The organism is Synechococcus sp. R60.1, from assembly GCF_047461835.1.
In the GTDB taxonomy this organism is placed as follows: Bacteria; Cyanobacteriota; Cyanobacteriia; order Thermostichales; family Thermostichaceae; genus Thermostichus.
In genome coordinates, this window is the sequence record NZ_JANSIA010000076.1 from 2,198 (window position 1) to 15,459 (window position 13,262).

Below are 13,262 nucleotides of genomic sequence, written 5' to 3' on the forward strand. Positions count from 1 at the left end.
AACTGGGGCGTTTCTTCCTCACCACCCAATTCTTTGATGCTTTCTGAAAAAATCGTATCCAGTCCAAATCGATCCTCAGGGGTAGTTGTCTTGATCTGGGAACCATAGAAGCCAAGAAGGCCGCTCGTCTTGAATATGCGGAGCTGACGAAATTGCTGGTCGATAATGTTTTCCAGTCTCTGCTTTAGTTGTGCGTTGTACCAAGTCTCGTCAATCCGGTTAAATACATAGAAGACCCGATCCCTGATGCTATCATTACTTTGAATATGCTCAATAAGCTCTGTCTCTTCCTTGGTCAGCTCACCCGTTGCAGCACACTTGAGAACGCAAACAACTGCGGACGTATCCGGATCGGCAATTTTTCGATAAGTACGCTCTGCATCCACTTTGACTGGAGCATCGATCCCAGGAGTATCGACAATAACGTTTCCATCTTCCAGCAAGGGGTGGTGGCAATAGTATTCCACCTTTCGCAAAACTGCGCTATTGGCGCCGCGCCGGGCAAAACCCGCAGCTTCTCTTAGGTTGCCGAAGTTGAGCTGCTCCATTGAGAAAACTTTGTTCTCGGTAGGGTGAATTTTGTCCCGGTTCTGCTGGAAACCTGTAATCAACAAGCGAAGTGCATCCGCCTGCTTCGCCCGCTCTGACTTGCTTTTGCCTCCCTCCTGCTGAATAATAGCCTCAGCACGCTCCTTCAGGGGATTCAGTGCAGTGTCTTCCAGCCTGCCGAGTGACGGAGCCAAGTTTAGGAAAGCGCAGAAGGCGGTCATCTGTTCTTGCACTTCCTGCTCGCTAAGAAAAGTGAGCACTACCCTCTCCGCATTTGGCTCTGCGTAGGCGATGTAGCACTCTGTCCCTGTGGCGTGCCCTTCGGCGCTGTAGAGAAGCTCTCTTTCTAAGAGGGCATTGATTAGCATAGACTTGCCAGCACTGAAAGCACCGGCAAAGACAATCTCGAAGGTTGGAGAAATAGCTTTGCTGAGGGAAGCTTGAATCCGAGTGGTATCTTGCTTGCCTGAAAAAGTGGAATCCTGATGCCAGAGTTGCAGGATAGCTTCAACCTGCTCTTTCAAGTTCTCACACTGAGGCAGGAGCTTTACAGACATAAGAGAGCAATCTCCACAGAGGCTGCCGGGATTATAACTTGCCTATGCTTGAGGTGAGGATTCCTACAACAATTTTCTTCAGTCCCGGAGCTGTGTGGCTATATGTGCATACACGTGAAGAGAGAAGAGCAGAACTCCCCAGACCGACATAGCAAAAAGGCTTAGGTCGTTGACCCAAGCCCGCCTCAGCATACTCATACCAGATGCCAGGAACCAGACTTGAACTGGTGACACGAGGATTTTCAGTCCTCTGCTCTACCAACTGAGCTATCCCGGCTCTGGACCTACTATCTTACGATGTCGAGGGGGGTTTTGACAACTGGTGGCGCCCCCAATTTAGCCAATCAATTTCTCCAAAGCCTCCATCTGGGGGATGCAGAGAACATCTCGGTTGCGATCCCGGCGGATCAGCTCCTCTTGCTCCAGCTTGGACAGGACGCGAGTGACCGTTTCCCGAGCCAGGCCACTGAGGCTGCTCAGCTCCCGATGGGGCAAGTTGGGGATCTCTACGCCACTTCGGCTAACCCGGCCACGGGATTCGGCCAAAAACAGCAGGATATCGGCAACACGGGCCGTACTACTGGCCTCGCGTAACTGCAGACGACGGTTGATCTGCCGCAAGCGGCGCGACATGAGCTGAGCAAGGCGGATGCCGGCCTGAGGATCAGAAGCCAAAAAAGCCAGGAAGTGTTGGGCCGACAGACAACTGACTTTGGTGGCTGTTAGGGCTACAACGTCGGTAGAACGAGGCGCTTCGTCCAAAGCAGCCATTTCCCCGAAGATTTCTCCTGGACCAAGAATGGTGAGGGTGATCTCCCGGCCTTCGAGATCATGGGTGCGAATCTTGACCCACCCTTCCAGGATGAAATAAACGGCGTTACCCCAGTCATTTTGTAACAAGATGGCCTGATTGACTGGGTGGGAGCGCAACGACATTTGCCCGGCCAGAGGCTCTAGCCTCTCAGGAGGAAAGCCCTCAAACAGGAGCATCAGGCGTAGGTCATCTGGAGTTACATCGCTCACCGTGGGATCCTCCTGCACGTGGTCAGTTCTGGTCGAGTGGGATGGGAAAAGGGTGGGCCTGCACAGACACGTCAACATGCCCCTCAGCCTACCGTCTCTCTCAGGTCTATGGCCCGCCGAGGCGAACTGCGTACCAATAGGACAGAGCTTTAGACCCAATTTTGACCTCTACTTTGGAAAGGGATCCCTGCCCAAAAAAGCTGCTGCCATTCTCTAACCCAGAAACGGCAAAATCCATCTTGCTGATGTTAATTCTCTCGACTTTGTGCAGTTTGAGTCGAGATCTAGACCTGCTGAAGTTGAGATGGCCAATCTTGGCTGGTATCCAAAACCTTTAAAAAAGGCCGTTCCGAATCGGAAAAATCCTGCCAGTGGGCCTGCTGTTGGGAGAGCATCTCGGCGGTGGCATCAGCAATGTCGGCAGAGTGCTGCTGATCTCCATCGCTGGAACCAGCTGGGGCCAAGAGGGGTTGAGGAGCTGGGCTGCGGCGTTGCAGGCGCTCCCGCAAAACAGGTTCAGGGGCGTAGCAGTGGAGGATGCGCAGTGGGATCCCTTGGCGTTGGGCCTGATCAATGGCCATCCCCCGCAGGGCTTGCCGGTCAAACTTGGCGTCCAGAATCACGGTGTAGCCTTCCTGGGCCAGCTCTACTCCCAACTGCACCAAGCGGCGGTAGGTTTTATCGGTCATCTCCGGGGTATAAACCTCCGGCCCCCCCCGTTGCCGCAGAGGGATCCCGGCCAAATGCTTGCGCACCGCATCGGAGCGAATGTGAATGGCCCCCCGCTGACGGGCCAAGTGGCGGGCTACCGTGCTTTTGCCGGATCCCGACAATCCCGACATCAGGAACAACTGCCCCCGCTTGGGGAGGGTGTATTCCCAGGCAAGACGGTAATAGCGGGCGGCGGTGCTAAAGGCTGTGGCCTTGGCTTCCTCTGCTGCAGTGGGATCCTCCAGCAAAAAAGAGGTGACCTTGGCCCGCACGTAGGCCTGCCGATTGAGGTAAATAGGCAAGATCTTCAACCCTTCCCAATCTCCGGTTTCTTCCAGGTAGGTGTTCAAATAGGCGTTTCCCAGATCGGGGCGATGGCGGGCATCCAAATCCATCACCCCATAGGATATGTCGTACATGACATCCACAAAGCGGAAGGCTTCATTAAACTCGATGCAATCAAAAAGCAGGATCTTCCCTTCCCAAAAACAGATGTTGCCTAGGTGCAGGTCTCCGTGGCATTCACGAATGCGGTTTTGTTCTATTCTTTGTTGAAACAGCTCCTGCCGCTCAGCAAAAAAGCGATCGGTGTAGGCTTGGGTTTCTCGATATTGCTGAGCTGTTTGCGGGCCGCCGACGTAGCGCTGGGTTTGGGCGTAATTCTCGTCGAAGGCTTCTCGCACCCGTTCTGGCCGGCCAAAGCTGCGGATGTAGTCGTTGGTCTCGGTTTGGGCATGAAACGTCGCCACCACCCGCCCCAGCTCCTCCATCAAGGACGGCGTTAGCTCTCCCCGCTCAAACAGGTTGCTGAACAGTTGCTCTTGGGGAAATTGCCGCATTTGCAGAGCGTATTCTATGGGCTCGCCGCTGCTGTTGAACTGAAATCGGCCATCGGTCTGGACAATGGGCAACACTTGCAGATAAAGGCCGGGAGCACCGCGCTGGTTCATGCGCAGCTCTTCTTGGCAAAAGTGGCGCCGCCTCTCCAGGGTGGTGAAGTTCAAAAAGCCAAAGTCCAAAGGCTTTTTCACTTTATAGGCATAGTCGCCTGTCAGCAGAATATAGGAAATGTGGGTTTGAATAAGCCGAATGGGATCCTGTACCGGATGAGGGTAGAAGGCGGGATCCAGCATCGCTTGGATCAAGGGGGGCAGGTGGGTATCGACCATGAAAAACGATAGAGATGGAAAAAGGGCTTGGACGGGGATCCCTATCTTCCGCCGACAGAGCAGATTGTCCTCCACCTATTCCTTAAAGGGCAAGGCGGCTTCTTGGGGGGAAAGACGGATGAGGCTGATCCCCTGCTGAATTAGCGTATCTTGAGCAGCACCGGAAAGAGCGTAGGGCCAGACCAGATATTTGGTGTTGATGTAGTCTTGTCCGCGCTTGGCCAGGTTTACCTGTTCCGAGAGCATGCGCACGTCTGGCCCGCGGCTGATGGTGGCTTCGGCCCGGCGGATGCGCTGCATCAGTTGGCTGAACAGCTCTTGGGGCTGCTGCACGAACACCACAATGGCCAAGTCGCAGGGGTTGTAGTAGTTGCCGATGCCGCAGAGGAGCAGGGCTTCGCTGGAGAGAACAAGGGTTTCTTGGTCTCCCAAGGCCACCACCGGATACAGAAAGGTGCGCACATCTTCCAGTTGCCAGTGGTTGAAAGAACGGCTGTCCACCTCCCCCCGCACCCAAGAGGAGATGGCAGGAAAAACCGCTTCGCTCAACAGCCGATAGGCCGTTTGCGGTCGTCCCAGCCAGCAGAGAGCATTTTCGTAGAAGCTCTCGTTCTCCAGCAGGTGGGGGGTGAGAGGAGCAACCATGGGCAGATCCTCAACGGGCTTTCTCCAGCATGCCTACTCGGGGATGGTTAAGGCAATTTTGCCCAGAACGGATCCCTGCTCCAGCAACCGGTGGGCGGCAGCCGCTTCGGCCAGAGGAAAGGTGTGGCTGAGCTGGATCCGCAGTTGGCCTTGGTCGATGAGGCGGGCACATTGCCTGAGGATTTCCGCCTGATTTTGTTGGGCGTTGGTCAGGCTTTTCAGCATCGGGGTGAGCATCAGCTCAAATCCCACCCGCAAGTTGCGGTCGCGAGCCACCCGCCAGTCGATCTCTGGGGCCGGGGCCAGCAGGGTGACGATATCTCCGTACACGCGCACTGCGGGGAAGGTCTGCTCCAATAGCTTGCCGCCCAAGGTATCTAGGGCAAGATCTACCCCCTCTCCCCCTGTCCAGTCCAAAACGGCGCGCACAAAGTCTGTCTGCCGGTAGAAGATGGGCAAGCCGGCGCCTAGGGAACGGACAAACTCCGCCTTTTCCGGGGTGCTCACGGTGGTGGCCACTTTGGATCCCCGTAGACGGGCCAGTTGAATGGCCACATGGCCAACTCCACCCGCTCCCCCGTGGATGAGCACACTTTGGCCGGCCTGGAGACGCCCCCGGTCGTACAGCGCTTCCCAGGCGGTGATCAGCACCAGCGGGGCAGCGGCAGCTTCTGCAAAGCTCAGAGTTCTGGGCTTGGGGGCCACAAAACGCTCGTCCACCACGATCAGCTCGGCGTAATTCCCCGCCTGCTTGCCCAGACCCCCGTGGCAGAAGTACACCTCGTCTCCCACCGCAAAGTGCCTAACTCCGGATCCCACGGCTTCCACAACGCCGGCACCGTCACACCCCAAAATGGCGGGCATCTCCTCTGGATAGAAGGTGCCCCGTTGCCGCAGTTTGGTGTCGATGGGGTTGACGCCGGCTGCCCTCAGACGGATGCGCAGCTCCCGCTCGCCGCGAATTTGGGGCTCAGGTACTTCTCGGAGCTGCAGAACCTCTGGCCCGCCGGGCACACTCATGACTACGGCTTTCATGCGCTCAAGTTGTCAGCTTCAGTTGGGTTGGCCCGCTCAAAGGATGCAGGGTAGAGTTTGTTCTGGTGATGAGAAGATGGGCATCTCCCCATTGGGGTGTTGCTTTGCAACCCTGCGGAGTCTTGCAGCTGCTCTCTAGCCTATTTTAGCTAAACCGCCGAGAAGCCCCGCGCTGTATGCGCAGGGTCAACATACCCACGCAAAACCGAAGCCGTCACCCCACTCCATGAAGCAATAAAAAGGCTAGTGACTAGTGACTAGTCACTACGCACTACTCTACAGGGCGGTGGGGCATCCCGTCCTTTTCGCGTCAGCGGGACGTAGTCCTTAAGCTCAGGAAATGTCTGAAGCGATAGCAGGGGTCACTGAGAAGCCCGCGCTGTGTGCGTAGCAACCCTGCGGGAAGCTAGCTACAGCGTCGGGAGTATGTCACGCAGCCTGCGACTTCATGGGCTCCGAGCAGGCCAAAATGAACTGAATGAACTGGTCGATCTCCAGCAGAATGTGTTCCGCCTCGGCCAGAGAGGTCGGTACGGTTGCCAGCACCTGGGCATCTACTTCTGCAGCCTGCCCCGCTTCTCGCAAGAGGTTCATCGAGTTATGGCTGAGCAGGAGCTCCAGCTCGTTCAGGGTTACCATGGCCAGCTGCTCCTCGGCTTGATGGAGCTTATTTTGCAAAGTCTGAACTTGTTCGGTTTGCACCTTCAGCCTAGCTTCCGCCTGCTCAGCGCGAGATACAGCCAGTTGTGCAGCTTGCTGGGCCTCATCCCGCTGAGCTTTCAGGAAGGCCATCTCTTGCTCCAATTGTGCCAATCGCTCTTGCAGGCTGTAAATGTGCTGATCCCGGTCTCCCAAAGCTCGCTCCAGCTCGCGATTTCGAGCCTCCATCTGCTGACAAGCTTCGTTCGCTTGGGCCAGCTGTTCCGCCAAGTTTGCCATTTCCTCTTCCATGTTGGTGAGCCGACTCAAGCGTTCCAAAACCTGAGCATTTTCGGCTTCCAGTTTCTCAATCAGCGCTTGAGCGCCCAACAGTTCTGCTTTGGTAGAGTCCAGCTCGCCGCAGACTTGGTCGTAGTTGGCGATTAGCTCGCCAAGCCGGGCTTCTTTGGCTTGCAGTTCTTCTCGCAAGGAGCTCATCCAGCGGTCGCTCTGCTCAATCCGCTGTTGCAAGAGCGGCAGTTGAACCAGAGCTTGTTGGGCAGCACTGAAATAGCCAAGGAGTCGTTTGATGTAGCGCTGTAGGCGGCTGTGGGACTGATCCAATTTGTCGAAGGCTTCGTTGAGAGAGAGATAGGCCTCGCACAGTTTCATGTAGCGCCGAGCCACAGAATCAGGATGATCCATAGGGTTATAGAGTCCAGGTGGGGGTGCCGTGTCTATTTTATGCTGTTCATTCTATTGGCCAAGCCTGGAGAAGGAGGCATTTGATACAACAACTGGGGGCTTAATTTTACTTTAATATCCGGTGCCCCAATCTCTCTTGCGAGCCAAGGCCAAAGAGTCTGCCCCAATACAGCTTCAGACGTTACCCACAGGCTACACAGAGACTAAAGCGGCTCCTCAAAAGCAATTGAAATCTTGTCTTGACCACACAACCGGTTCATCTACATATTTAGTGTTCATGAGAAGATGCCCACGAGCTCTAGCGCTAGATGTGCTGCAAAAGTAGGGCTCTTCATGGCTCAAACCGGCTGCGCATTGGGGATCCCTAGCTTCTCCAAATAGGCGGCTGCCCGCAGCAGTTTGGCTTCTTGATAGGGGGCGGCCACCAGTTGTACGCCAAAGGGCAGGGATCCGCTCTCGCGCAACGGCACTGAAAGCACCGGCAGGCCGATAAACGAGAGGGGCTGAGTGTAGAGGCCGAGGTTGGGCCGAGTGAGAACCTCTACCCCATCGATCACCATCTTCTCTTGGCCGAGCAAGGGGGCAAAGCAGGAGGTGGTGGGGGCAATGAACAGATCGATCTCCTGAAAAATGGCCTGCACCTGCTGGCGATACCAGCGGCGAAAGCGCTGCGCCTGCAAGATCCAACTGGCAGGCAACAGGGCTCCGGCCAAAAAGCGATCCCGGGTGGCCGGGTCAAAGTCGTGGGGGCGAGTTCGCAGGTTGGGCAAGTGCAGGTTGGCTCCCTCAGCAGCCGTGATCAGGAAGGCGGCGGCACGGGCGCGCTGGGCTTCCGGGATCCGCACAGTCTGGCCGACCCCCAAGGCTTGGGCCACCTTTTCTACCCCGGCCAAGATGGGGGGCTCTGCCCCTCGGGCAAAGTAATCATCCGCCACCGCGATGCGCAAGCCCTCGATCCCCTGCCCCAATTGCCCAAAGGTGGGATCTACAGGACGCCGGGTACAGACGGGATCTTGGGGATCCGGCCCTTGCATGACATCGAAGCTGAGGGCAATATCGGCCACCGAACGGGCCAAGGGGCCCACGTGGTCAAAGCTGGCGGCAAACAGAGCCGCTCCTGCCCGCGATAGACGGCCATAGGTGGGCTTGAGGCCGTAGACGCCACACAAAGAGGCCGGTACCCGAATCGAGCCGTTGGTGTCGCTGCCCAGGGCGAGAGGCACCAAACCTCCTGCTACTGCAGCTGCCGAGCCGCCGGAGGATCCCCCCGCACTGCGGTTGAGATCGTGGGGGTTGTGGGTGGGGCCGTAGTGGCTGTTTTCGGTGACGAAGCCGTAGGCGTACTCGTCCATGTTGAGGGTGCCCACCAAGATTGCCCCTGCCTGCTTGAGACGAGCCACCACCGTTGCATCTTGGATGGCCGGGGGATTTTCGCGGTTGATCGCCGAGCCAGCCAGGGTGGTGAGGCCGGCCACGTCAAATAAGTTCTTGACGGCAAAAGGCACCCCTGCCAACGGGCCTACAGGGATCCCTTGAGCCACCTGTCGATCCACCTGCTCCGCCGCTTGTAAGGCCGATTCCTCCAAGACAGCTGTAAAGGCATTGAGCTGGGGATCCCGCCGGCGAATCCGCTCCAGACAGGCGGCCACCACCGCTTGGGCACTCACGGATCCCTGGCGGACAGCCCTGGCAATAGAGACCGCGTCGGCGCTGCCGAGAAGATGGGGATCCCCGGTCATGGCTGAGGGTCAAAGGTGGGATCTGGCTCAACTATCGGCGGCAACGGGAACTCCAGCACCTGTTGAGCAATGGGCAGAAAGCGGGCAAAATTTTCGATCACCCCTGCTCGGTGTTCAGGATGCAGGGGCAGTTGCAGCAGTTGGGCCATTTGATCGACGTAGGTTTCGGGATCCCAGGGCTGCATGGTTTTGGGGTCAGGGAGCCGATTGCAGCAAAAATACCACCACTAGCCTCCAACAACAAGACCGTCGTCGACTAGGGAGCGGACATTTGCACAGTGTTGCCCTGCAGCGACCAGAGACGCTCGTTGGGCAAGACAGGGCGGGTTATCGCCTGCCGTTCCAGCTCATTCAAAGCAACGCGACGGCTATGTGCAGAGCGATTGGAAGCAGCGCTGGCTTGCAGGCGTTTGCGGAACAGACGCAACTGCTGCTGCTCTGCTTCGGGAGAAACATGCTGGGCAAAGAGGGGATGCAAGATTTTCTCCTCCTGATCAAACTGAGCCCGCAATTGCCGATAGAAGTGAAGGGCAGCAGAAGGATCCACCTGCTGCGGGGTGCGCTCTGATTGGTGCAAAAAGCGCGTCAGCTCTGGAATCTGATCCCGCAGATGTTGCTCCAGCCGCTCAATTTGGTCGCTAAGGTGGGGATCCCCCTGGAGAGCCGACCTGAGCAGGGGGTAGAGAACATGGCGCTCCAGTTGAATGTGGCGGGAGAGGCGCTGTCGCAACCTTTGTACACAGAGGCGTCGCTGCTCCAGATCCAACTCCGGCGCTCGAGACAGGCGAGTCAAAAACTGCAGGATGACGCGGTGCTGTTCAGCACAGAGGGCGATCAGCGTACCGGCAGAGGTTGCTCGCGTCAGCGGGAGGGACTCCTCAGAAGACATGGCAGTTGACAGCAGAGAAGTTTCATCTCAGCTTAACTTTGTCAAGAAATGATGGCCTGCGTAAGGGTACGGGAATAGCGCAGGTGTCTTGGATACACTCGGGCAGCAATCCTGGGAAAAGTTGTCCAGATCTGAACTCCGGCAACGCCACTCTCTAGGCTTGCACAGGCCAGCGGCGTTTCCAAGCAGAAGTGGGCTCCAAAGGGGATCCCTGCTGTTCCCGTTGGCGTTGCAGACGGATTTGCGCTCTATCTCCTTTCAAGGTGGGATCCCGGTAGGGCACGGCAGCGCGAGTTTTCAGGTGCTCCCACTCCATGGGGGAAAGAGGCGGCAGGTGGTCAGGTTGGGGCGAGGCCACTGTCCCCGGCCAAGGACGACCTACCGGGGGGGTAGAGCCGATGAAAAGCCCTGCTTCCAACAGAGCCGCTCGCACCGCCGCTGCACAGGAATAGGTGGCCAAAATGCCGGTTGGTCGCATCCGTTCAGCCACGGCCCGCAGGAAATCCACCGTCCACAGCTCTGGGCAAACAGAAGGCGAGAAGGGATCCAAAAACACCGCATCTGCCCACCCCAGCGGCACCTGCAACATCGTTTGCCGGGCATCGCCCCACAGCAGCGTTCCGCGCCAGCGCTCCGATTGCCAGGATCCCTGTTCAATCCAGTGTTGCCATTCTTGCCCAAAGCTCCAGTCGGATCCCACCCCCGCCTGCCAAGCCTGGCGAGGCACTTCCGGGGATCGCTCCAGGCCGATTACCTCCACAAGACAATCGGGCCGGATTTGCCAAATGGTTTCTAGGGCAAGGCCGGAGTTGTAGCCCAGGCCAAAGCAAATATCCAAAAGGCAAATGGGCTGGGCGGGATCCCGCTCCAAAGGCAGCCGATCCAGCCGGCAAGGGCGGACAAACTTCTCCAGAGCCTCCTGAGCGGCACCACTGACGTTGTGAAAAGCCTGTCCAAACTCTTCCGAGAAAAAGGTCAGGGATCCATCCCCTGTGGTCAGCACCTGCCACCGAGTCTCCATCGCTTGCTGTTGTCTCTATTTTCAGTCGGGCGATTCTTTGATAGCTTGAGAACGTTGAGATGTGTTTCGCAGCTCACCGGCAGGGCTCTCGACATCCCTGAGTAGGGAGGATATTTCAACAGCTATGTCTCTACTGGATTGGTTTGCGGAGCGGCGCAGACAAACCTCTCTGAACCTGACAGGTAGCAGCCCCTTCGACAAAGAGCGTCAGGTAAGAGAGATTGCCGACGGCCTCTGGCAAAAGTGTCCTGCCTGTGACACCCTGACCTACACCAAGGATCTGCAGCAAAACTGGCAAGTTTGCCCCAGCTGTGGGCATCACCACCGCATTACAGCCCCAGAGCGTCTGGAACAGCTTTTGGATCCCGGATCCTGGCAGCCCCTGGACGAACACCTGGCTCCCACGGATCCCCTACACTTTTTCGACCAAAAGCCCTACTCCGAGCGCTTGGCCACCTACCAGGAGCGCACCCAGCTCAAGGATGCCGTCCTGACAGGGCTGGGGAGTCTGGAAGGGATCCCGGTGGCGATTGGAGTGATGGACTTTCGCTTCATGGGCGGCAGCATGGGCTCGGTGGTGGGAGAGAAGATCGCCCGCCTCACGGAACGGGCCACCTGCGATCACCTGCCCTTGATTCTCTTTTCGGCTTCGGGGGGGGCCCGCATGCAGGAAGGGATCCTCAGCCTGATGCAGATGGCCAAGACCTCAGCCGCCCTACAAAGGCACCGCGACGCCAGACAATTGTTCATCTCCGTGCTCACCCATCCCACCTATGGCGGGGTAACTGCCAGCTTTGCCATGCTGGGAGATTTGATCCTGGCCGAGCCGGGCGTGCAGGTGGGGTTTGCCGGGCCCAACGTAATCGAGCAAACCATCGGCAAGGGCAAGCTGCCAGAAGGCTTCCAAACCGCCGAGTACCTGCTGGCCCAAGGGCTCATCGACGCGATTGTGCCCCGCACCGAGTTGCGCAAGCGCCTGGCCCAGTTGCTCTCTATGCACCGTCCCCGTTTGCACATGTCCCTTCCCTCCATAGACTCGGAGGCTTTAACCCTGCAACCTATGCTGTAGGTAGATCCGCCTAAGATGCGGAATTTGTGGCCGAGGCCGGATCCCTTCCCTGCGGAGGGTGTAGTCATTAGTGGAGAGATATTGGGTTCCATCAGACTTCTCTCCGGCTCCTGGGGTGGGGGGGCAGGTGTTCTGGGATGGAGCCGTACTGTCCCCTGCGGATCTTCACAAGATTTCCTGGTGGGCGGTAGCGGATGGTGTTAAGGTGGGGCATGAGGTCTTGACCGGAAACGATGGATTTCAAGCTGCGCATCCGTACTGCTGAGACTCCACAAGGGCAAAAACTGGCAATTGTGCCCCTGGAAGGTCGTTTTGACGCCAAGGCCGCCTCAGAAGTTCGGCAATTGCTCCAGCAGGTTTTAGATTTCGGTTATCCCAATATGTTGATCGACATGTCATCGGTCACTTTTATGGACAGCTCTGGGCTGGGGGTGTTGATCTCGGCTTTGCGCAAGTGCCGTGCTGCCGGGGGCAACATTAGCCTTTGTTGCGTGCCGGAAAGTGTGGCCCTCGTCCTCAACCTCACCTCTATGGAAAAGGTATTGACCTGCTTTAGCGACCTGGAGACCGGCATTGCCAACTTTTCCAGCGCTCCCACTGCTCGTTAGGCCGACATTAGGCCTTACTTTTGGGGATCCCCCGATGCTCTTTTCAGCCCATCAGCGAATTCTGGTGATCCCTCTAGCAATTTTCTCAACAATCTTCAGCCATGCCCCAGACCGGCCTCGATACCTTTCAGCTTCTCTACCAGCACCACCGTGGCCCCAGCTTCTGCGAGCGCATGGTGGCGACGGCTCCTGGGCGCTTTAACGAGGCGTTTTGGCAGTTCTGGCAGATGCACATCGAGCCCTGTCTGCCTCCTGCACCGCGCTTGTTGGATCTGGGAACCGGGCCGGGGTTTGCTCTGGGTCAGTGGGCGCAACGCTATCCCGGAGGACACTTCATCGGGGTGGATGTGATGCCCTACATGTTGGAGCGAGCGGCGGCAGATTTGAAAGGGATCCCTGGAATCCACCTGCTGCAGGCCGACCTGCACGACCCTCACTTGCCGCTTGCGGCCAACAGCATCGATGCAGCTCAGGCAGTGGTGGTGTTGCACGAGATGGTGCAGCCCTTGCGCTTGTTGCAGGAGGTGTTGCGTCTACTCAAGCCGGGGGGGCGATTTTTGCTGGTGGATTGGGTGCGCGCCCCGCTCAGCCTCTACTTCGATGCCGATACAGAGGCCCAACTCTTCCAGTCGGACACGCCTTTGGAAACGCTGCTGGATCAGTTTACCCACTTCTACGAGCACAATCGCTTCAGCGCCGAAGACCTGGTGTGGTTGCTGGAGAAGGTGGGTTTCGCAGTGGTGGCTCAGCAGCTCTACAACCAAAATCGCTTTGTGCGACTTGCAGCCGAAAAGCCTATCTCGTAAACTACCCGGCTCCGACCGCTAAGCGGTACGGAGCAGGCTTTCAGTAGCCCTGAGCCTGCTCTGCCCTACCAGAGAACAAAACAGGCCCGAACCTCTA

13 protein-coding genes and 1 tRNA gene are annotated in these 13,262 nt (G+C 57.4%); 3 read left to right on the forward strand and 11 right to left on the reverse strand.

The genetic code is table 11. From position 1 onward, the window contains the following. From NW834_RS10580 to NW834_RS10630, 11 genes are all read right to left on the reverse strand, one after another. On the reverse strand, positions 1-1,106 hold a 1,106-nt coding region (locus NW834_RS10580), incomplete at its 3' end, for a dynamin family protein (protein WP_414426301.1). A gap of 204 nt (positions 1,107-1,310) precedes the next feature. Beyond that, positions 1,311-1,383, reverse strand: a tRNA-Phe gene (locus NW834_RS10585). A gap of 59 nt (positions 1,384-1,442) precedes the next feature. Then, the gene (locus NW834_RS10590) at positions 1,443-2,096 is read right to left on the reverse strand and encodes a Crp/Fnr family transcriptional regulator (RefSeq protein WP_011434200.1); all 654 of its coding nucleotides are present in this window, start codon (positions 2,094-2,096) and stop codon (positions 1,443-1,445) included. Positions 2,097-2,413: 317 nt separating this feature from the next. After that, positions 2,414-4,009, reverse strand: a complete 1,596-nt coding sequence (locus NW834_RS10595; protein ID WP_414419446.1) for an AAA family ATPase — start codon at positions 4,007-4,009, stop codon at positions 2,414-2,416. 75 nt (positions 4,010-4,084) lie between these two features. Beyond that, a complete protein-coding gene (locus NW834_RS10600) occupies positions 4,085-4,654 on the reverse strand; it encodes a hypothetical protein (RefSeq protein ID WP_414399775.1) in 570 nt (189 codons plus the stop codon). A 33-nt stretch (positions 4,655-4,687) separates the two neighbouring features. Then, positions 4,688-5,689 (reverse strand): zinc-dependent alcohol dehydrogenase family protein, encoded by a 1,002-nt coding sequence (locus tag NW834_RS10605; protein WP_414332237.1) that lies wholly within the window; start codon positions 5,687-5,689, stop codon positions 4,688-4,690. Between the two features lie 429 nt (positions 5,690-6,118). Next, positions 6,119-7,033, reverse strand: coding sequence for a hypothetical protein (locus NW834_RS10610; protein ID WP_414419440.1), 915 nt, complete (start codon positions 7,031-7,033; stop codon positions 6,119-6,121). Positions 7,034-7,371: 338 nt separating this feature from the next. Then, the gene (locus tag NW834_RS10615) at positions 7,372-8,772 is read right to left on the reverse strand and encodes an AtzE family amidohydrolase (RefSeq protein ID WP_414419441.1); all 1,401 of its coding nucleotides are present in this window, start codon (positions 8,770-8,772) and stop codon (positions 7,372-7,374) included. Beyond that, a complete protein-coding gene (locus tag NW834_RS10620) occupies positions 8,769-8,957 on the reverse strand; it encodes a DUF4089 domain-containing protein (protein ID WP_011430915.1) in 189 nt (62 codons plus the stop codon). Before NW834_RS10620 ends, NW834_RS10615 begins: the two co-directional genes overlap by 4 nt. A 71-nt stretch (positions 8,958-9,028) precedes the next feature. After that, positions 9,029-9,661, reverse strand: a complete 633-nt coding sequence (locus tag NW834_RS10625; protein ID WP_011434208.1) for a hemerythrin domain-containing protein — start codon at positions 9,659-9,661, stop codon at positions 9,029-9,031. Positions 9,662-9,815: 154 nt separating this feature from the next. Beyond that, positions 9,816-10,682: a tRNA (5-methylaminomethyl-2-thiouridine)(34)-methyltransferase MnmD gene (locus NW834_RS10630; RefSeq protein WP_414419442.1), complete on the reverse strand. Its 867-nt coding sequence runs from the start codon at positions 10,680-10,682 to the stop codon at positions 9,816-9,818. Positions 10,683-10,806: 124 nt separating this feature from the next. On the opposite strand from NW834_RS10630, the gene accD reads away from it, so the two are divergent. The 3 genes from accD to NW834_RS10645 all read left to right on the forward strand — a co-directional run bounded on the left by accD (position 10,807) and on the right by NW834_RS10645 (position 13,165). Continuing rightward, positions 10,807-11,751, forward strand: a complete 945-nt coding sequence (gene accD / locus NW834_RS10635) for an acetyl-CoA carboxylase, carboxyltransferase subunit beta (RefSeq protein WP_011434210.1) — start codon at positions 10,807-10,809, stop codon at positions 11,749-11,751. Between the two features lie 233 nt (positions 11,752-11,984). Then, positions 11,985-12,359 (forward strand): STAS domain-containing protein, encoded by a 375-nt coding sequence (locus NW834_RS10640; RefSeq protein ID WP_414419443.1) that lies wholly within the window; start codon positions 11,985-11,987, stop codon positions 12,357-12,359. Between the two features lie 101 nt (positions 12,360-12,460). Next, positions 12,461-13,165, forward strand: coding sequence for a class I SAM-dependent methyltransferase (locus NW834_RS10645; RefSeq protein WP_414419444.1), 705 nt, complete (start codon positions 12,461-12,463; stop codon positions 13,163-13,165). Positions 13,166-13,262 lie beyond the last annotated feature (97 nt).

What these genes read in the sequence shown, in the direction of transcription:
- NW834_RS10620 (WP_011430915.1), bottom strand. Translation starts at nt 8,957, where the DNA reads ATGCAGCCCTGGGATCCCGAAACCTACGTCGATCAAATGGCCCAACTG.
- NW834_RS10630 (WP_414419442.1), bottom strand. Translation starts at nt 10,682, where the DNA reads ATGGAGACTCGGTGGCAGGTGCTGACCACAGGGGATGGATCCCTGACC.
- NW834_RS10605 (WP_414332237.1), bottom strand. Translation starts at nt 5,689, where the DNA reads ATGAAAGCCGTAGTCATGAGTGTGCCCGGCGGGCCAGAGGTTCTGCAG.
- NW834_RS10595 (WP_414419446.1), bottom strand. Translation starts at nt 4,009, where the DNA reads ATGGTCGATACCCACCTGCCCCCCTTGATCCAAGCGATGCTGGATCCC.
- NW834_RS10615 (WP_414419441.1), bottom strand. Translation starts at nt 8,772, where the DNA reads ATGACCGGGGATCCCCATCTTCTCGGCAGCGCCGACGCGGTCTCTATT.
- NW834_RS10610 (WP_414419440.1), bottom strand. Translation starts at nt 7,033, where the DNA reads ATGGATCATCCTGATTCTGTGGCTCGGCGCTACATGAAACTGTGCGAG.
- NW834_RS10645 (WP_414419444.1), top strand. Translation starts at nt 12,461, where the DNA reads ATGCCCCAGACCGGCCTCGATACCTTTCAGCTTCTCTACCAGCACCAC.
- accD (WP_011434210.1), top strand. Translation starts at nt 10,807, where the DNA reads ATGTCTCTACTGGATTGGTTTGCGGAGCGGCGCAGACAAACCTCTCTG.
- NW834_RS10625 (WP_011434208.1), bottom strand. Translation starts at nt 9,661, where the DNA reads ATGTCTTCTGAGGAGTCCCTCCCGCTGACGCGAGCAACCTCTGCCGGT.
- NW834_RS10640 (WP_414419443.1), top strand. Translation starts at nt 11,985, where the DNA reads ATGGATTTCAAGCTGCGCATCCGTACTGCTGAGACTCCACAAGGGCAA.
- NW834_RS10600 (WP_414399775.1), bottom strand. Translation starts at nt 4,654, where the DNA reads ATGGTTGCTCCTCTCACCCCCCACCTGCTGGAGAACGAGAGCTTCTAC.
- NW834_RS10590 (WP_011434200.1), bottom strand. Translation starts at nt 2,096, where the DNA reads ATGCTCCTGTTTGAGGGCTTTCCTCCTGAGAGGCTAGAGCCTCTGGCC.